Here is an 18,010-nt window from a genome sequence, read left to right as displayed (position 1 = left end):
CCCGGCCGCCGTGCTGCCAATTGAGCGTGTGTGGTCAATCCCTCACAAGAGGCCGATTAGTTGCCCCAGAGCACCGGCGACGCCGCCGAACTTGGTGCCCGCGAACTCGATATCGACCGGATCGATGGTGACTTCCGCGCCGGTAGTCTGATCGACGTAGCTGTAGCCCGGCCAGGTCAGCGTCACGGGCCGTAGCGGCGCGAAGAACCCACCGAACGGAATGCTCACCTGGGCGGGTTCACCCTGACCGACGCTGATCGGCAGGGTGAGCGACTCCTGGCCGAACAAGATGGCATTCGCCATCTTGGGACCGCCCTCGAGGAAGGCTTGCGCCGCGCCGAGGAAGTTTCCGTGCTGGGCGGCGGTGAAGAACGCGTTGACGCTGTTGTACGCCGACATGGCCCCCAACACGGCGGAGCCGGCGGAGCTCACCAGGAAGGCGACCGGCTTGGGGACGACGAGCGTGCCGTCTGTCAGCGAGAACTGGACCTTGGCCGTGGGATCCTGCTGGGTAGGCGCAGTGAAGACCTCATTGCCCGCCAGGCCGAGTTTCACCTTGCCGAGCGGGGTGCTCGCGTTCACCGCCAGGTCGACCGGGCCACTCTGACCGAGGTCAGGGGTTGTGGCGCTGATCGCGACGGTGATCGGGCCGATCGGCGTGTTGATCGTCTGGGTGGTCTCGTTGGTCTGCGAGCTCGCCACAGCGGATTTGCCCGCCACCGCGGGCCTGGCGTTCGCCACCTTGGCCACCGGCGCGTTCACCCGCTTGGTCTGGGCCACGCCTGTGGCGCGCTTGGGCCCGGCGTCCGACGAGCTCGACGACGCCGAACTCGAGGACGCGTGACCGCCGGTGTCGGCCGCGGCGACCGCGGTCGCACCTGCCAGGGCAGCCCCCACTCCCAGGGTCACCGCGCCCGCGCCCAGCCAAGTTCTGACACCCAGCGTGCGGTGCGGTCCGCGCTTCACAGTTTTCGTGGTCCCAGTGGCCATGTCGAATCCCCCAGTAGTCGTCGAAGCAAACCCGTGAGCGGGCTGATACCCACCATTCTCCCCATTTTTCGTCGTGCGGGTTAATTTTGAGAATATTGATCGAGGTGTGTCGCCGCAGGCGCGGTGAATACCGGTCGAGGCGATGTCGCAGCGGGCTACAGCGAACAGCCAACCAGCACGGGTTCGGGCACCAGCGTGATGCCGAACGCGTCCCGCACGCCGTCACGGACGGTCCGCGCCAGCGCCAGCACATCGGAGGTGGTCGCGCTGCCACGATTGGTCACGGCCAGCGCGTGCTTGGTCGACAACCGGCACGGCGCGCCGTCCGCGCCTGGATAGCCTCTGCCGAAACCGGCGTGCTCCACCAGCCAGCCGGCGGCCAACTTCACCCCGTCCGGCGCCGGGTAGTGCGGCACCGGATCGTCGCGGCGACCCTGGAGTTCCGCGAACCGGTCGGCCGGGACGACGGGGTTGGTGAAGAACGAGCCGACGCTCCAGGTGTCGTGGTCGTCGGCATCGAGCACCATGCCCTTGCGCGCCCGCAGTTCCAGCACGGCGGCCCGCACCTCGGCGGGCTGCGCCCGCTCCCCCGCCGGCACGCCGAGGGCCTTGGTGAGCTCGGCATACTGCAGCGGGGCTGACCGGCCGGTGTCGTCGAGGGCGAATTCCACCTCCAGCACCACCGCATCCGAGGAGTTCTTCAGGTCGCTGTGCCGGTATGCCAGGCCGAGTTCACCGGCAGGAACCCAGCTCACCTGGGACCGTCTGCGGTCCAGCAGCCGGACACGGGTCAAGTAGTCGGCCACCTCGACGCCGTACGCGCCGACGTTCTGCACCGGGGTGGCACCGGCCGAGCCGGGGATCCCGGACAGGCATTCCAGCCCGCCCAGTCCGGCCGTCACGGCGGCGACCACGACGTCGTCCCAGACCGCGCCGGCCTCGGCACGCAGCAGGGCGCCGTCGACACGGACCGCTCGATTGGCCAGCCGGACGACGGTCAGATCCGCGAGATCGTCGGCGATCACCACGTTGGACCCGCCGGCCAGCACCAGGACCGGGCCGTCGACGGCGCCGTCGAGGGCACTCAGGGTCGCCACGATCTGCTCGGAGGTGGTGCAGGTGATGACGCGGCGTGCGATCGGCCCGACCCGCAGTGTGGTCAGAGGGGCCAGCGGGACGTTCTCGGCAACCGCCGCGCCGCTGTACATGTCCCCTGCTCCCACGGCCCGTAACGGTAGCCTCACCAGCTATGCCGCGTTCATTCGACATGGCCACCGACTACGAGGGCAGCGTCGAACAGGTGCACGAGGCATTCCTCGACGAGCAGTATTGGCTGGCCCGCTTGGCCGATTCCGGTGCCGACGACGCGACACTCAACTCGATCCGGTTCACCCCGAACGGCGGCGTCGAGGTGACGACCACTCAGGTGCTGCGGGCCGACCGGCTACCCGCGGTAGTCCATCAATTCCACCACGGTGACCTGGAGATCCGGCGCGCGGAGAACTGGACCGGACTGGTAGGCGGCCAAGCCAATGCCACCGTCGACGGCACCATTCCCGGGGCACCGGTGTCACTGACCGGCAGCGCACAGTTGGCGCCGTCAGAATTGCGGGCGCACTTGGCTTTTCGGGCCACCGTCGAGGTGCGGATCCCGCTTGTCGGCGGCAAGGTGGAGAACTTCATCGGCAATCAGCTCGTCGACCTGTTGATCGCCGAGCAGCGATTCACCACCAGGTGGATCGCGCAGAACGGCTGACTCCGCGGGTACCGTTGGCCCATGTCCCGCCGCATGGACTACGTCATCGGACTCGACAAGCCGGTGGCCGACCTCTACCAGAGCTTCACCAGCCGTACGTACTGGGAAGACCTGGTCGCCGAGCACCAGCAGCACACCGACACCGAGCTCACCCGGTTCCACTCCGACGACAACGGCACCGACATCGTGTTCACCCACACGGTGTCGCGCAGAGATGTGCCGTCGATGATCGCCGCGGTGGTTCCGTTGCGGCTCACCATCACCCGCGAACAGCACTTCGATCCGTTCGACGCCGCGACGAATTCGGCCGACGGGCACTACCGGGCGCTGGTGCCTGCCGCACCGATGAACTTCGACGGCACCTACGTGCTGACGCAGACCGGTGCGGGCAGCCAGCTGCAACTGCACAGCCAGTGCAAGGTCAACGTGCCGCTGGTCGGCGGCAAGATCGAGAAGTGGGTCCTGGACGGACTGCGCGGAATGTTCGACAGCGAACGGGATTTCACCCGCGACTGGATCGCCAGCCATTACTAGACCACCGCGCCCGGTCGGCGTTCCGACCCGCGGCACCACCAATGCCAACCGGTTGCGGCGGGCCGACCGTTGGCTGGTGAATTCGCCACGGGTCCGCGCGGCGCTCGAGTCGGCCGCCGAACCGGTGATCGTCGACCTGGGCTATGGCCGATTGCCTGTCACCACACTGGAACTGGCGGCACGGCTGCGCACGGTATGCCCCGACGCCCGCGTCGTCGGCCTGGAGATCGATCCCGAGCGGGTGATGCCCGGCGTCGACGGCGTCGAATTCCGGTTCGGCGGTTTCGAACTCGCCGGCTTGCACCCGGTTCTGGTGCGCGCGTTCAACGTCTTGCGGCAGTACCCCGAAGATGCCGTGGACGAAGCGTGGGCACAGATGCGGGCCCGGCTCGCGCCGGGTGGGCTGATCCTCGACGGCACCTGCGACGAGCTCGGCAGGCGCTGCTGTTGGGTGCTGCTGGACCGCGACGGCCCGGTGAGCCTGACCCTGGCATGCGACCCGCGGCATATCGAGCGACCGTCGGATCTGGCCGAGCGATTGCCGAAAGTCCTTATCCACCATAATGTTCCAGGACAGCCCATCCATACTCTGCTGATGCAAGCGGATCGGGCCTGGGCCGCGGCGGCCGGCCACTCGGTGTTCGGGCCCCGCGACCGCTGGCGGGCGATGCTCGCCGACCTGCGCGGGGCGGGGGTTCCGATCGAGCCGCAGCGGCGCACTGCCCGCGATGCACTGCTGACTGTTCCCTGGTCGACGGTCGCGCCGACGTAGGCTGGCGGCATGCGGATTGCCCTGGCCCAACTGCTCTCGGACACCGACCCGGCCGTGAACCTCAAGCTCGTCGAGGACTACACCCGCCGCGCCGCCGACGCCGGTGCCCGGTTGGTCGCCTTCCCCGAAGGCATGATGTGCCGGTTCGGCGTTCCGCTGGCCCCGGTGGCCGAGCCGCTCGGCGGCCCGTGGGCCGACGAGGTGCGCCGCATCGCGCACAGCGCGGGGATCACCGTGCTGGCCGGCATGTTCACCCCGGTCCCCGACGGTCGGGTCACCAACACGGTGCTGGCGGTCGGACCCGACGTCGACGCGCACTACGACAAGATCCATATGTACGACGCGTTCGGATTCGCTGAATCCGATGCGGTGGCACCGGGCCGCGAGCCGGTGGTGATCACCGTCGACGGGGTGGGTGTCGGGATCACCCTCTGCTACGACATCCGCTTCCCCACCCTCTACGCCGAGCTCGCCGACCGCGGCGCCCAGCTGATCACCGTCCACGCCTCGTGGGGTGCCGGGCCGGGCAAGCTGGAGCAGTGGACCCTGCTGGCCCGCGCCCGCGCCCTGGACTCGGCGTGCTTTGTGGCCGCGGTCGACCAGGGCTATCCCGGCGACGAGATGGCCACGGCATCCAAAGCCCCCACCGGGGTGGGCGGCAGTGTGGTGGCCTCTCCGCTGGGCGAGGTGGTGGCCTCCGCAGGCGACGATCCGCAGTTGGTGGTGACCGATATCGACGTCGATCGCGTCGCACCCGTGCGGGAAATGCTCGGGGTACTGCGCAACCGCGCCGAGTTCACTCAGACTGATAAGGCAGAATCGCGCGGGTGACCAATCCGCCCCCCCAAGGACCGAACCATCCCGTGGGCCCTGGCGATCCGACCACCCCGGCGTGGCCAGCGGCCCCGGGGCAGGGCACACCCACCGAGTACATCCCGCGTGCGGGTGGCCCAACCGAGGCGCCGACGCAGTACATCCCGCAGCCACCGCCACCGGCCCCGCCAACGCCGCCCACATCGCCGGAGGAGCCCGAAGAGCCCAAACGGGGGTTCTTTCGCGACCCGCTGACGATCGTCCTGTCGCTGATCATCGTGGTGGCGGTGGTGATCGCCGGGCTGTTGGGCACCGAACTCTATGTGCGCCACGTGGCCGACACCGTGGTGTCCAGGGCCGTGTCCTGCGTGGTCCAGGACCAGACCAAGGTCTCGTTCGGCGTCCGGCCGTTCATCCTCCAGCACCTGACCAAGCACTACAACGACATTCACGTCGAGACGGCCGGCAATCAGATCCGCCAGGCCAAGGGCATGAAACTCGACCTTCTTCTCGATGACGTCCGGATCAACCAGACCGCCAACTCGGCGGGCACGATGGGCGCGCTCGATGCCGACATCACCTGGTCCAGCGACGGCATCAAGCAGACCGTGCAGGACGCCATCCCGTTCCTGGGCAGCCTGATCAGTGGTGTGACCACGACGCCGTCCGACGGCACCATCGAGCTTCAGGGCGGGCTGGGCAGTGTGATCGTGAAGCCTGCGGTGGCCAACGGGGCGTTGAGCCTGCAGGTGGTGAGCCTCACCGGCCTGGGCTTCATGCTGCCGAAGGAGTCGGTGCAGCCGGCGCTGGACGCGTTCATGACCACGCTGACCAACAACCTGCCGATGGGCATTCACGCCGACAGCGTCGCGGTGACCGATGACGGCGTCACCGCCAAGTTCATCACCCGCAACGCGACGATCCCCAACGGTCAGCAGGATCCCTGCTTCGCAGGCGTCTAGCCGAGCCCGTCGAGTACCGCGCGCGTCCCGGACAGCCCGAGCCGGGTCGCACCCGCGTCGAGCATCGCCACCGCGTGCTCGGCGGTGCGGATACCGCCGCTGGCCTTCACCCCGAGGCGACCGCCGACGGTGGCGGCCATGATCTCGACCGCGATCACCGACGCTCCGCCCGCGGGGTGAAAGCCGGTGGAGGTCTTGACGAAGTCGGCGCCGGATTCCTCGGCGGCCCGGCACACCGCCACTAACGTGTCCTCGTCGGCCAGGCTCAGCAGCGCGGCCGATTCCACGATGACCTTCAGCACCGCGCCGGGCACAGCGGACCGGACCGTCGCGATGTCCGCGGCCACCTCGGCGTACGTGCCGGCTAGCGCCGCCCCAACGTCGATGACCATGTCGATCTCGGCGGCACCATCGTCGACAGCCGCCGCTGCCTCCCGGGCCTTGACGTCCGGCAGATGCTTGCCCGACGGGAAGCCGGCGACGGCGGCGATAGCTGGGGCTTCCGGATACGCGGTCGCGGCTGTGTGGGCAACGCTCACCATCGACGGGGACACGCACACCGCGAACACGCCGAGGTCGGCTGCCTCGCCGACCAGCGCGATGACGTCGGCATCGGTGGCCTCGGGCTTGAGCAGCGTGTGGTCGACCAGTGCGGCAACGTCAGCCTTGAAGCGCATCAGAACGGCTCGTCCAGGCCGCCGGGATTGCAGCCCGCTTCCGTCATCGTCTGGTCGTCGACCACGGGCCGGAACGGCTCCAGGTTCCAGCTGGTCTTGCCCGGCTGGCCGATCTCGGCGAACCGGAAGTGACAGACGAATTGATCCCGCATCCCGGGCAGATCGGCATCGGGAGCCAGGGCCAGCACCTCGCCCCATGCCTCATCGATTTCCCACGGGGTTTTCAGCAGCGCTGCGGCCGCCTGTCGGCCGGCCGGGGTCGGGTAGACCCGCAGACTCTTCAGATCGCCCCAGCTCACCCACTGGGCGTGATCGATGAACGGCGGCGCGGGGGTGGTGTCGGCGGCGGCGGGGGCGGCCAGGCTCAGCCCGATAGGAACGACGACGAGCGCCGCCGCCAGCCGGCCTCGTGCGCTCAGCGCGACTTCCCCTGGACCTCGAGCAGCTTGGGCCGGACGTCGACCAGATAGACCCCGGCGGCCACGGCGGCGATCGCCACGCCCGTGACGCCCAGGAACAGTGACAACAGTCCCGCAACGCCGAGGATCACCAGCCAGACCGGCTTGGTGAGCTTCTCGGCCGCGGTGTAGGCGTCCTGCCGCTGCATCGCCGCGTGGACGAACGCGTAGATGGTCACTGCGGTGACCATCCAGAACACGACTTCAAGAACAAGACCCGCCACACCTTGCAGCATCACAGCTACAAGCGTAGGCGGGTCTTGTCGTGGAAGTGAAATTACTTCTGGGTGACCTTCTTGGCCGGAGCCTTCTTGGCGGGAGCCTTGGCCGGGGCCTTCTTGGCAGCCGGAGCAGCCTTCTTGGCCGGGGCCTTCTTCGCCGGGGCCTTGGCCGGAGCCTTCTTGGCCGGCAGCTCGACACCGACCAGCTTGGCGGCACGCTCGCCGACGGCGCGGGTCTGCGACGAGACGTTGCCCAGGGCTTCCTGGGTCAGCTCGACGGCCTGGTCGACATAGCCCTCGGCACGGGCGCCGAGATCCTTGAGGTCGGACTGGCTGCGCAGCCGCTCCAGGGCGGCCTCGCCGCGCTCAACCAGGCTGTTGTAGGTCTCGGTGGCCGACTCGACGTAGCCCTCGGCAGCCTTGCGCAGCTCCTCGGTGGACAGCTTGCCGCGCAGTTCCTCGGCACGCTGGGGCAGGTCTTCCTGCAGCTTGGTCAGCGCCGCACGACGCTCCTCGACACGGCTGCTGGCCTCGGTGCGGGCCTCTTCGGCGCGCTCACGCAGGGTGGCCAGGATCTCGTTGACGGTGGCCAGGGCCAGATCAGCGGCGCCTACCGCAGCGAGCAGCGGGGCCTTCAGATCTTCGAGGTTGGGATTGTTCTCAGCCATGGTATGGCTCCTTCCGATGTTTCGATGTTGGAATCGGTTGTCAGTTAACGGGTTTGGAAGCTTGCTGGTCTGTTACTCAGGGATGAGCTCCTCACGGGCAGCTTCGTTCTGCTGACAGAACGACGTGTAAATGTCGAGCAGCACCTGCTTTTGACGCTCGGTGATCACGGTGTCTCCGATGATCGCGTCGTGCACCTTGCTCGCTTCCCCGGGCTCGAGAATCCCAGCCCGGATGTAGAGCACTTCGGCAGACATCCGCAGCGCCTTGGCAATCTGGCTCAGAACTTCCGCGGAAGGTTTCCGCAGCCCCCGTTCGATCTGACTGAGGTACGGATTGCTGACACCGGCCTTTTCGGCCAACTGCCGCACCGAAACCTGAGCGGCTTCACGCTGCGCCCTGATGAAGCCCCCGATGTCATGCGCGGCATTGGACACCACGGCCTGGATATCGCCGTCTTGCGCCATGGTTCGCCTCCCGTCGCGTTGGGTATTCCGATGCGTACGGACGCCACATTACGTGGGGGTGCTAACTTTTGCAAGCACTTGCTAGCGCAGGTCAGAACATGAATTGCGCCACACTGTAGATAATCAGGCCGGCCAGAGCGCCCACCACCGTGCCGTTGATCCGGATGAATTGCAGGTCGCGGCCGACGTGCAATTCGATCCGCCGGCTCGCCTCTTCGGCATCCCACCGCTCGATGGTGTCGGTGATGATCGTGGTGATTTCCGCCCCATATTGGGCCACCAGATGCTGCGCGCCCCGCACGATCCAGTTGTCCACCTTGTCGCGCAACTCGGCGTCGTCGCGCAGCGACTCCCCGATCCGCACCACCGAATCGGTGACGCGCGTGCGCAATGTGCTCGACGGGTCGTCGACTCCCTCAAGGACCAAGCGCTTCAAGGTCTTCCACGCGGTCTCGGCCGCACGCGCAACCTCGTCCCGTTCCATCAGCTGCTCTTTGACCGCCTCCGCGCGGGCGATCGTCGCATCGTCGTTCTGCAGATCGTTGGCGAACTCGAACAGGAATCTGTTAGCCGATTGGCGCAGTTCATGATTCGGATCGCGACGCACTTTGTCGGTGAAGTCCATCAGCTCCCGGTGGATCCGGTCGCCCACCAACTGGTCGACGAATCGCGGTGACCAGGTGGGTGAGTCGCGGGTGACGACGCGCTCGATGGTGTCGCCGGCGTTGAGAGCCCATTGAAAAGCCCGGTCGCACAACAGCTGTATCAAGGCCTCCTGGCGGTTCTCGGCCAACAGCTGGGCGAGCACACGACCCACCGGCGGTCCCCACTGCGGCTCAGCGAGCCGTCTGACGATCGTGCGGTCGATGACCTGCTGAATGTCGTCGTCGTTGAGCAACTCGACGACCACCCGCAGCACGGTGCCTGCCTCGCTGGCCACCCGGGCGGCGTGCGACGGTTCGGACAGCCACTTGCCCAGCCGGCCTGCCACTTCGGCGTCACGCAGCTTGGTCTCCACCACCTCCGGTGAGAGGAAGTTCTCGCGCACGAAGGTGCCCAGTCCCTCACCGAGCTGATCCTTCTTGCGCTTGATGATCGCGGTGTGCGGAATCTTGAGCCCGAGCGGATGACGGAACAGTGCGGTGACGGCGAACCAGTCGGCCAGCGCGCCGACCATCCCGGCCTCGGCGGCCGCGCCGATGTAGCCGATCCACGCCGGTCCGCCCTGGGATTGGCCCCACCGGCAGACCAGGAAGATCACCGTCGCGCCGATCAGGAAACTCAGCGCGACGGCCTTCATCCGGCGCAGCCCGCGGCGCCGCTGCTCGTCCGCCTCCGGGTCGGCCCCGGCAAACGACTCCGCAAACGACGCACCCGCTCGGGCTACCTCCGCCGGCAACGCCGGGAGACGATGTTTCGCTGCCACCCCACCATCATCCGCTATCGGGCGAGCCAGTTAATGTGACCCTGCCCTTTGATTAGACAGTAGAATCGTCGAGAACGAGGGGAACGGACTCCGCGAAAGTGGCACAGCAGACTACCCATGGGGTCGCCAAGACCGATGGTCGCAAGCGACGCTGGCATCAACACAAGGTCGAACGTCGCACCGAGTTGGTGGACGGCGCGCTTGAGGCCGTCCGGCATCGCGGCCGCGACGTGAGCATGGACGAGATAGCTGCGGAAATCGGCGTGTCGAAGACCGTTTTGTACCGCTACTTCGTCGACAAGAATGATCTGACCACAGCGATTATGATGCGCTTCGCGCAGACCACGTTGATCCCCAATATGGCGGCCGCACTGTCGTCGAACATGGACGGTTTCGCGCTCACCCGCGAGATCATCCGCGTCTACGTGGACACGGTCGCCGACGAACCCGCCACGTACCAATTTGTGATGGCAAACAGTTCCGCCAGCAAAAACAAAGTCATCGCAGACTCGGAGCAAATCATCGCCAGGATGCTCGCGGTGGTGCTCCGCAGGCGGATGCACCGGGCCGGGATGGACACCGGCGGCGTCGAGCCCTGGGCCTACCTCATCGTCGGTGGCGTGCAGCTGGCCACCCACTCGTGGATGTCGAACCCGCGGATGAGCAGCGACGAGCTGATCGATTACCTGACGATGCTGTGCTGGAACGCGCTGTGCGGAATCGTCGAAGCGGGCGGCTCGCTGGAAATGTTCAGCTCCGTCGCGCATCCGTCCCCGATGCTGCCGCCCAATCTCATTTGAGGTACGGGCCGAGCAGGGTATCCCAGGAACTGCTGAGCTTGGCGTACTCGTCCTCGCAGCCATCGGCCCGGTCCTCGGGCAGTGAGCCGTTCTTGACCAGATCCGCGTTGCCGACGGGATCGGCTCCGTAGACCCAGCATTCGAGGTTGTACATGCGGGCGAGATCCAGCGAGTGCACATCCGAGAGCTGGCCTTCGTCGATCTCGCCGCCCTTTTGGTCGCTGTAGCCCTTGAACTCACGCGCGAAGTCCTTGACCGCCTGCACCGAGTCCGGATCGATCTTCCCGTCGGGTCCGGGCGCCAGCAGGATGTAGGCGGCCAGCTGATCGGCGACGTCCTCTTCCTTGCCGGTCGCGGGCAGGTCGTAGAGGTCGATCACCATGTGACCGGTCTCGTGGTAGAACGTCGCGATCTCCGAGTTGATCGCCGATGCCCGAGGGTCGGGGTCGCCGGCTTTGGTGTAGATGTCCAGCGCGTCGGCCGCGTCCTCGTAGCAGATGGTGATCGACTTGTCGCCGGGGCTCCAGTAGGCGTTGGCCGTGTCGCACTGCTTGCCGATCAGCGGAATGTCATACGGCAGCTTCATGGAATCGGTGATGCCGTCGGCGAGATCTTCGAGCAGGTGATCGTTGCGCATGATGTCGCGACCGGTGATCGCGTCCGGAGAGGTCGCATCCTCGTAGGTCGCCGTCATCTTGCCCGGCCAGTCCTTGTCGTCGGTCGACGCGTCGGGGACCCCATTGCCGTTGACGTCGGGCGGTGCCTGCGCGGTTGAGGCGACCACCGAGGCCGTCGACGACGGTGACGGTGACGACGTCGATGAATTGTTGTGTCCGCAACCGGCGGCCGCCGCCAGCGACAGCAGCACCACACCGATCGAGCAGGTTCGCGCGCGCACCAGTCCCCCCGAGTCGTCGATCCAACGCCCGATGATGTTAACTGGCGCGCGGGCGCGATGCGGGGTGATCACGCAACCGCTCATTCGAGAGGTTGGTACAACCGCATACCAAATCCGGACGGTCGCACGGATGTGTTTCCCCGCCAACGACGCTGCCGATTGATAGCGTTCACTCCGGCGATGCCGGGAGGTGCGGTATCGCTGGGTTGATACCGGACATCTCGGCGCCAAGCCGCAACGGTATTGAGCGACATACCATTTCAACGGCGTATTTGCGTGCGCCCCGCAAGACCCCATCTCACCCGGCAAGCCGCGCCGCAATCCCCTCGCTGAAAAGCAAACCGTGAATGGAGAGTGCCCAGACCATGTATGAAGAGCATTCAGCCTCAGATGGAGAGTGTTTCGATCAAATGGGCATCTCTTCGACATCGCAGAATCCGGGCCGCACATCGAGGGGAATCAGGGTGGGAACCGACAGTTTCACGTATCGCAAGCCGGCAGGGGTCGTTGCCGCGGTCGCCGTGTCGTTGTGCACGGTATTTGCTGGCACCCCCGTTGCCGTTGCCGATCCGTTTGACGGGGACGACGGCGGCGGCAGCAGCTATGACGGCGGTGGCGATAGCGGCGGCGCCGTCGAGGAACCCTCGGGAGGGGGCGTCGAGGAGCCCGCGGGCGGTGGCGTGGAAGAACCCAGCGCTCCGCAGGAAGAACCCGGTGGCACGCACGAAGAACCGGGCGGCACGCACGACGAACCCGGCGCCACCCACGACGAACCGGGCGGCGGCAACGAAACCCCCGGTGGCACACACGAAGAGCCCGGTGGCAGCGAGGCACCCGGCGGAACGCACGAAGAACCCGGCAGCGGCACGAACGAGGTGCCGGGCGAAGAACCCGGTACGGACACTGCCGGCGCGGGCGACGTCGCCGAGCCGACACCCCAGGGCCCGCAGGCCGAGGCGACAGATGTCAAGACCGCCTCGGACTCCGAGGTGACGACCACGACAACGACCGAGATGACGTCGGAGGAGTACTCCAGCTTCCAGTCGTCGATGTCATCGGTCGTGAGCACGTCGACACTCACCACCGGGTTCACCTTGAGTAGCCCTGTGGCACTGTGGAATTCGGGTTGGATCTCCTACGACAGGTACTACCGTCCGGTGTTCACCAACCCGTACCGCACACCGCTGAGCATTGTCTACACCTCCGGCGGCCAACCTCAGGTCTTCACCGTGCCGCCGCTTGCTCGCGCCGCGGTGAACGTCCCCAACGCCGGCGTCTACAGCTTCACCGCGGTGACGCGCCCTCAGTCCGGGCCACCCACGAACCTGTCGGTGGGCAGCTTCTCCGGCGGCGGCTACGAGCCCGCTCCCGGGCAGGCACCGCCCCAGCGGCCGGCGTCGCTCAACACCCAGAAGAACGTGCTCGTCCAGGTGAAGTTCGACCGCGGTGCGTCAGCGCCGTTCCGGGTGAAGTCGCTGACCGATCTGGGCACCGACCCGACCGTCAACGGCGCCACCAAGGTGTTGCTCGACGAAGAGATTCCCGCCTGGGGCCAATGGTCGAAGACCGACAAGGGCGACGCGTTGTTCGTGATCAACCAAACCCAGACCCTTCCCGGCGTGAATCCGCCGGGCCAGGAACCGCTGCCGGGCTACAACGTGAAGCTGACAGCCGCCACCGCGGCCGAGAAGCGTTCGTGGATCGACAAGAACAAGACCTTGCTGATCGGTGTCGCCGTCGGCGCGGGCGTGTTGGCGTTGGCTGCGGTCGGGCTCATCCTTGCCACCAGGCGGCGGCGCAGCGGGTAGCGGCCCGGACACCTACCCACCGACCCACCCGTTTTCGTACGCGGCGGCGGTGGTGCAAAGGGCCGACCGGTGCAGGTCAACGCGGTTAGGATCCACTCACGCATCGATGCTGGGGGCCACCGTGAATGTCGGACATGCGACGGACGGATCCGATGAGACTCCGCGCCAGCGCCTCATCGGCGCTCTGTCGGCCTCGATCGCCGAGATCGGCTACCCCGCCACCACGGTGACCGACATCGTGCGCCGCGCCAAGACATCGCGGCGCACGTTCTACGACTATTTCGCCGACCGTGAGGCCTGCCTGGTCGCCTTGCTCACCCACATCAACACCCAGGGAATCCGGTCCATCCGGTTGGCCATCGATATCGAGGCGCCGTGGGAGGTGCAGATCGCGCAGGCGGTGCGCGCTTGGATCGAGAATGCCGCACCGCAATCGGCGGTGATGCTCAGCTGGATTCGTGAGACACCGGGACTGGGCCATGCGGCGCGCCAGCACAAGCTCGAGGTGACCGAGGCCTACATCCACCTGATCCAAAGTTTCAGCGATACCCCGTTACATCGCGCGGCGGGCTACGAGAAGGTCGCCCGATCGCAGGCGATCATGTTCATCGGCGGATTGCGCGAACTGACGGCGCTGACCCTCGAGCGGGGCGGCCGGATACAAGACTTGATCGACGACGCCACCATCGCCGCACTGGCCTTGTTCAGTCCGCACCAGGCACCGGTTCCGGTCGTGCCGGCACGCGGCGCGGTCGGGCGTTAAATGCGCTGAGCTGCAACAGTTCACGAGCGTTCGCAACAATCCGTCACCTACACTTTGCCCGGGAGGCACTGTTATGAGCAGGCGCTGGTACGCACTGTTGCTGGTGGCCTTCGTCGTCGCACTCTGCGGCGGCGCACCGGCATTCGCACCGCCGGCGGCCGCCCAGGAGCGCACGGTGTCGGTGGCGGTCTACCAGATGTCGCCGTTCGTCATCGAGAACCAAGGCCAGTGGACCGGATTCACGATCGAGCTGTGGGAGCAGATCGCCCAACGTCTTGGCTGGACCACGAACTACGTCAGCGTCGGCGACGTCAAGAACCAGCTCGACACGGTGGCCGGCGGCAAGGCCGATATCGCCGCCGGCGGATTGTCGATCACCGCCGAACGGGAAAAGCGCTTCGACTTCTCCCAACCCATCCTCGACGCCGGGCTGCAGATCATGGTGCCGCACAACGAACACGCGGACTCGGCGCCAGGATTGCGCAGTTTCCTGAACCTGCTGTGGTCGAAATCCATGCTGATCTGGCTGTCCGCAGCGGCGTTGGTGGCTCTGATTCCCGCGCACATCATGTGGTTGATCGAGCGCCGCCACCCGGAGTCGATGGTGTCCCGGTCGTATTTCCCGGGCATCTTCCAGGCCTTCGCCTGGGGCTTCGGAGCGCTGGCAGCGGTGGCTCCGGGGGAACCGCAGCATTGGGTGAGCCGTTCGCTGGCGATCGTGTGGGGATTCGCCGGGATCATCTTCGTCGCCCTGTACACCGCCAACCTGACGGCCAATCTGACCGTCGAACAGATCGAGAGCCGTATTGCCGGGCCCGACGACTTGTACGGCAAATCGGTTGCCACCGTGGCCAATACAACGTCATCGGACTACCTGCAGGCCATGGGGATCGGCTTCACCTCACTGCCCACGATCGACGACTGCTACAAGGCGCTCGGGCAGGGCCAAGAGGCGATCGTTTTCGACGCCCCGGTCCTGCGGTACTACGCGACCCATCAGGGTGTGGGCAAGGCCCAGATGACCGGGATCCAATTCCACGACGAGGACTACGGACTGGCGTTCCGGCTGGGAAGCGACCTGCGCAAGCCGATCGACGGCGCCCTGCTGGCGATCCGCGAAGACGGGACGTACCAGACGATCTACCGGAAGTGGTTCGGGTCCGAAGAACACGCAACCGGCGACCACAACTGATTGAGCCGATCGCCGACTACTCTCGTCGGCTATGACCGATCTGCCGTCGCAATGGACACACGAGCCGCGGAAGATCCTGCGGTTCCGGCCCGGAACCACCATCGCCGACATAGACACCGACTCGAGCCCCGGGTACTCCGACGGCAAAGACGGGTCAGAGGAACTACAGGCCGAGCGCAACGAGCGCTTCGCGGGCCTGCAGGAGATGCTCTACGCCAACGGCAAGTCCGGTGACAACCGCTCGTTGCTGTTGGTCCTGCAGGGCATGGACACGGCAGGCAAGGGCGGCATCGTCAAGCACGTCGTCGGTGCCGGTGATCCAATGGGCATCCGCTACACCGGTTTCGGTGTTCCGACCGAAGAAGAACGCGCCCACCATTACCTGTGGCGCATCCGCAAGGCGCTTCCAACAGGCGGCCAGATCGGGGTGTTCGACCGGTCGCACTACGAGGACGTGCTGGTGGTCCGGGTCCACGATCTGGTGCCGCGCGACGTGTGGGAGCCCCGCTACGAGGAGATCAACGCCTTCGAAAAGGAACTCGTCGACTCCGGCACCACGATCCTCAAATGCGCAATGTTCGTCTCCCTCGACGAGCAGAAGCGGCGGCTGGCCGAACGCCTGGACCGGCCCGACAAGTACTGGAAATACAACCCCGGCGACGTCACCGAGCGCCTGCTGTGGCCGGCCTATCAAGAGGCCTATCAGGCTGTGCTCGACCGGACTTCGACCGACCACGCGCCCTGGTTCGTCATCCCGTGCGACAAGAAGTGGTATGCCCGGCTGGCCATCAACGAATTGCTGATCGAGGCCCTCAAGGGCATGAATCTGTCGTGGCCGGCCGCCGACTTCGACATCGAGGCCGAGAAGCAGCGGCTGGCGCAGGCCTGACCGTCAGCCCTTGACCAGGGTGAACTGACCGATGTTGGTGATTCCACGGCGGAAGAAATCCGCGCAGCCGGTCAGGTACTTCATATAGCGGTCGTAGATCTCCTGCGAGGTGATGGCGATCGCCTCGGCCTCGTTGGCAACCAGCTTCGCGGCCCACATGTCCAGGGTGCGCGCGTAGTGCTGCTGAAGCAGATGGATGCGCTCCAGGGTGAAGCCGGAGTCGGCGGCCAGCACCTCGATGTCCTCGACGGCCGGCAGTCGTCCCCCCGGGAAGATGTCGGTCTCGATGAACTTCATGAACTTCAGGTCACTGATGGTGACCTTGATCTGGTTGTCCCGGAAGAACTTCTGAGTGTGCGCCAGGATCGTGTGCAGCAGCATGCGACCGTCGGCGGGAAGCAGGTTGTAGGCCTTCTCGAAGAACAGCGGATACCGCTCGACCTTGAAAGCCTCGAAAGCGCCGATGCTCACGATGCGGTCGACGGGCTCGTCGAATTCCTCCCAGCCCTGCAGCCGGACCTCGATCGAGCGGTCGGTGTCGAGCTTGGCCAGGCGCTTACGGGCGAACTCCGACTGGTTTTTGCTCAGCGTGATGCCGATGACGTTGACGTCGTACTTCTGCACGGCCATCTCGAGCGCACCGCCCCAGCCGCAGCCCACGTCGAGCAGCGTCATCCCGGGTTCCAGGTTGAGCTTGCCCAGCGCGAGGTCGAATTTGGCGTTCTGAGACTCCTCGAGCGTCATATCGTCGCGCTCGTAGTAACCGCAGGTGTAGCCCATGGTCGGGCCCAGGAACAGCGCAAAGAAGTCGTCAGAGACGTCGTAGATCGACTGTGACTCCTCGTAGTAAGGGGTCAAATCCGCGTCTACGTCCACCATCAACAGCTACCTCTTAGCTTTCTACTTGCATGGTCAGATGCCGCGAAAAGCATTGTTGTTGCAACGGCCGCCCCGACCAAAACCAGGAGCCTAGCCAATCCTTCTGGGAAATGCATAAGGCCCGCAGGTGTTGGGGTCAGTACGAGTAGAAGCCCTGTCCCGACTTCTTGCCCAGCATTCCGGCCTCGACCATGCGCAGCAGCAACGGGGGCGGAGCGTAGTGCGCATCCTTGAGTTCGTCGTACATCGAGTCCGCGATGAGCTTCATCGTGTCGAGACCGATGAGGTCCGAGAGGCGCAGCGGGCCCATCGGGTGCGACAGGCCGGCGACGATCGCGGTGTCCACGTCTTCGATGGTGGCAACGCCCGCCTCGACCATCCGGATCGCCGACAGCAGGTAGGGCACCAGCAGCGCGTTGACGACGAATCCGGATCGGTCGCCGCAGCGCACGACCTTCTTTCCGAGGACCTCACCGGCGAACTGTTCGACGCTGGCGACGGCGGTATCGGAGGTGACCAGCGTGTTGATCACCTCGACCAGCGGCAGCACCGGCACCGGGTTGAAAAAGTGCAGGCCCAAAACCCGGCTCGGGTTCTTCGTGGCCGCAGCGATTTTCATGATCGGGATGCTCGAGGTGTTCGACGCCAGCACGGCGTCGGGGTCGGTGACGATCCGGTCGAGCTCACCGAAGATCTTGGCCTTGACGGCCTCGTCCTCCACGACCGCTTCGATGACGAGCTGGCGGTCGGCCATGTCCTCGAGGTCGGTGGTGAACGTGAGCCGGGCCAGCGTGGCATCGCGATCGGCTTCGGAGAGCTTGCCCTTGCTCGTCGCGCGTTCCAGCGATGAGGTGACGCGATCGCGGCCCGCGTTGATCAGTGCGTCGGTGGGCTCGTAGACGACGACGTTCGCGCCCGCCTTGGCCGCCACCTCGACGATGCCCGCGCCCATCTGTCCCGCGCCGACCACGCCAACTCGTTGAATGCTCAACTCCAACTCCTCACACAAACAGGTCGTCTCCCCTACGCATCAGGCCCC

General features: G+C 66.0%; 21 protein-coding genes. 10 read left to right on the top strand and 11 right to left on the bottom strand.

Going from position 1 to position 18,010, the window contains the following annotated elements:
• Window positions 1-42 precede the first annotated feature (42 nt).
• Both EV580_RS27795 and EV580_RS27790 read right to left on the bottom strand, forming a co-directional pair.
• Window positions 43-990 (bottom strand): hypothetical protein, encoded by a 948-nt coding sequence (locus EV580_RS27795; protein WP_133695508.1) that lies wholly within the window; start codon window positions 988-990, stop codon window positions 43-45.
• Window positions 991-1,145: 155 nt separating this feature from the next.
• On the bottom strand, window positions 1,146-2,198 hold the full coding sequence (locus EV580_RS27790) for a UDP-N-acetylmuramate dehydrogenase (protein ID WP_133695983.1): 1,053 nt from the start codon (window positions 2,196-2,198) through the stop codon (window positions 1,146-1,148).
• Between the two features lie 41 nt (window positions 2,199-2,239).
• Here EV580_RS27790 and EV580_RS27785 point away from each other — a divergent pair, with 41 nt between their 5' ends.
• Genes EV580_RS27785 through EV580_RS27765 form a run of 5 tightly spaced genes read left to right on the top strand, consistent with a single transcriptional unit; the run spans window position 2,240 to window position 5,827 of the window.
• Window positions 2,240-2,746, top strand: a complete 507-nt coding sequence (locus EV580_RS27785; RefSeq protein WP_133695506.1) for a DUF2505 domain-containing protein — start codon at window positions 2,240-2,242, stop codon at window positions 2,744-2,746.
• A gap of 21 nt (window positions 2,747-2,767) precedes the next feature.
• The gene (locus EV580_RS27780; protein WP_133695505.1) at window positions 2,768-3,280 is read left to right on the top strand and encodes a DUF2505 domain-containing protein; all 513 of its coding nucleotides are present in this window, start codon (window positions 2,768-2,770) and stop codon (window positions 3,278-3,280) included.
• Complete coding sequence (locus EV580_RS27775) at window positions 3,273-4,052, top strand: class I SAM-dependent methyltransferase (RefSeq protein ID WP_133695981.1); 780 nt, start codon at window positions 3,273-3,275, stop codon at window positions 4,050-4,052. The genes EV580_RS27780 and EV580_RS27775 overlap by 8 nt, the downstream gene beginning before the upstream one ends.
• A gap of 9 nt (window positions 4,053-4,061) precedes the next feature.
• Complete coding sequence (locus tag EV580_RS27770) at window positions 4,062-4,883, top strand: carbon-nitrogen hydrolase family protein (protein WP_133695503.1); 822 nt, start codon at window positions 4,062-4,064, stop codon at window positions 4,881-4,883.
• Complete coding sequence (locus tag EV580_RS27765) at window positions 4,880-5,827, top strand: LmeA family phospholipid-binding protein (RefSeq protein WP_286171887.1); 948 nt, start codon at window positions 4,880-4,882, stop codon at window positions 5,825-5,827. The genes EV580_RS27770 and EV580_RS27765 overlap by 4 nt, the downstream gene beginning before the upstream one ends.
• Here EV580_RS27765 and deoC read toward each other — a convergent pair.
• From deoC to EV580_RS27735, 6 genes are all read right to left on the bottom strand, one after another.
• On the bottom strand, window positions 5,824-6,504 hold the full coding sequence (gene deoC, locus EV580_RS27760; protein WP_133695502.1) for a deoxyribose-phosphate aldolase: 681 nt from the start codon (window positions 6,502-6,504) through the stop codon (window positions 5,824-5,826). The genes EV580_RS27765 and deoC overlap by 4 nt on opposite strands.
• Window positions 6,504-6,923, bottom strand: coding sequence for a DUF2599 domain-containing protein (locus EV580_RS27755; protein ID WP_208114674.1), 420 nt, complete (start codon window positions 6,921-6,923; stop codon window positions 6,504-6,506). The genes deoC and EV580_RS27755 overlap by 1 nt, the downstream gene beginning before the upstream one ends.
• Window positions 6,920-7,195, bottom strand: a complete 276-nt coding sequence (locus EV580_RS27750; protein ID WP_370581688.1) for a DUF2516 family protein — start codon at window positions 7,193-7,195, stop codon at window positions 6,920-6,922. Before EV580_RS27750 ends, EV580_RS27755 begins: the two co-directional genes overlap by 4 nt.
• A 44-nt stretch (window positions 7,196-7,239) precedes the next feature.
• Window positions 7,240-7,851, bottom strand: coding sequence for a heparin-binding hemagglutinin (locus EV580_RS27745; RefSeq protein WP_133695496.1), 612 nt, complete (start codon window positions 7,849-7,851; stop codon window positions 7,240-7,242).
• A 72-nt stretch (window positions 7,852-7,923) separates the two neighbouring features.
• Window positions 7,924-8,316: a helix-turn-helix domain-containing protein gene (locus EV580_RS27740; protein ID WP_133695495.1), complete on the bottom strand. Its 393-nt coding sequence runs from the start codon at window positions 8,314-8,316 to the stop codon at window positions 7,924-7,926.
• Window positions 8,317-8,407: 91 nt separating this feature from the next.
• Entirely contained in the window at window positions 8,408-9,742 is a 1,335-nt protein-coding gene (locus tag EV580_RS27735; protein WP_286171886.1) for a DUF445 domain-containing protein, read from the bottom strand.
• 98 nt (window positions 9,743-9,840) lie between these two features.
• Here EV580_RS27735 and EV580_RS27730 point away from each other — a divergent pair, with 98 nt between their 5' ends.
• Complete coding sequence (locus EV580_RS27730; protein ID WP_133695493.1) at window positions 9,841-10,542, top strand: TetR/AcrR family transcriptional regulator; 702 nt, start codon at window positions 9,841-9,843, stop codon at window positions 10,540-10,542.
• Here EV580_RS27730 and EV580_RS27725 read toward each other — a convergent pair.
• Window positions 10,535-11,440, bottom strand: coding sequence for a DUF4344 domain-containing metallopeptidase (locus EV580_RS27725; protein ID WP_133695976.1), 906 nt, complete (start codon window positions 11,438-11,440; stop codon window positions 10,535-10,537). The genes EV580_RS27730 and EV580_RS27725 overlap by 8 nt on opposite strands.
• 464 nt (window positions 11,441-11,904) lie before the next feature.
• Here EV580_RS27725 and EV580_RS27720 point away from each other — a divergent pair, with 464 nt between their 5' ends.
• The 4 genes from EV580_RS27720 (at window position 11,905) to EV580_RS27705 (ending at window position 16,092) form a co-directional block, all read left to right on the top strand.
• On the top strand, window positions 11,905-13,248 hold the full coding sequence (locus EV580_RS27720; RefSeq protein WP_133695491.1) for an ICP22 family protein: 1,344 nt from the start codon (window positions 11,905-11,907) through the stop codon (window positions 13,246-13,248).
• Window positions 13,249-13,354: 106 nt separating this feature from the next.
• A complete protein-coding gene (locus EV580_RS27715; RefSeq protein ID WP_133695490.1) occupies window positions 13,355-14,011 on the top strand; it encodes a TetR/AcrR family transcriptional regulator in 657 nt (218 codons plus the stop codon).
• Window positions 14,012-14,084: 73 nt separating this feature from the next.
• Complete coding sequence (locus EV580_RS27710; protein ID WP_133695488.1) at window positions 14,085-15,203, top strand: transporter substrate-binding domain-containing protein; 1,119 nt, start codon at window positions 14,085-14,087, stop codon at window positions 15,201-15,203.
• Window positions 15,204-15,234: 31 nt separating this feature from the next.
• Entirely contained in the window at window positions 15,235-16,092 is an 858-nt protein-coding gene (locus EV580_RS27705; protein ID WP_133695487.1) for a polyphosphate kinase 2 family protein, read from the top strand.
• A gap of 3 nt (window positions 16,093-16,095) precedes the next feature.
• On the opposite strand, the gene EV580_RS27700 is transcribed toward EV580_RS27705, so the two are convergent.
• Both EV580_RS27700 and EV580_RS27695 read right to left on the bottom strand, forming a co-directional pair.
• Window positions 16,096-16,971 (bottom strand): cyclopropane mycolic acid synthase family methyltransferase, encoded by an 876-nt coding sequence (locus tag EV580_RS27700; protein ID WP_133695485.1) that lies wholly within the window; start codon window positions 16,969-16,971, stop codon window positions 16,096-16,098.
• Window positions 16,972-17,107: 136 nt separating this feature from the next.
• Entirely contained in the window at window positions 17,108-17,968 is an 861-nt protein-coding gene (locus tag EV580_RS27695) for a 3-hydroxybutyryl-CoA dehydrogenase (RefSeq protein ID WP_133695483.1), read from the bottom strand.
• Window positions 17,969-18,010 lie beyond the last annotated feature (42 nt).

The organism is Mycobacterium sp. BK086, from assembly GCA_004362315.1.
Classification (GTDB): Bacteria; Actinomycetota; Actinomycetes; order Mycobacteriales; family Mycobacteriaceae; genus Mycobacterium.
This window is presented reverse-complemented; position numbering and strand designations above follow the sequence as displayed.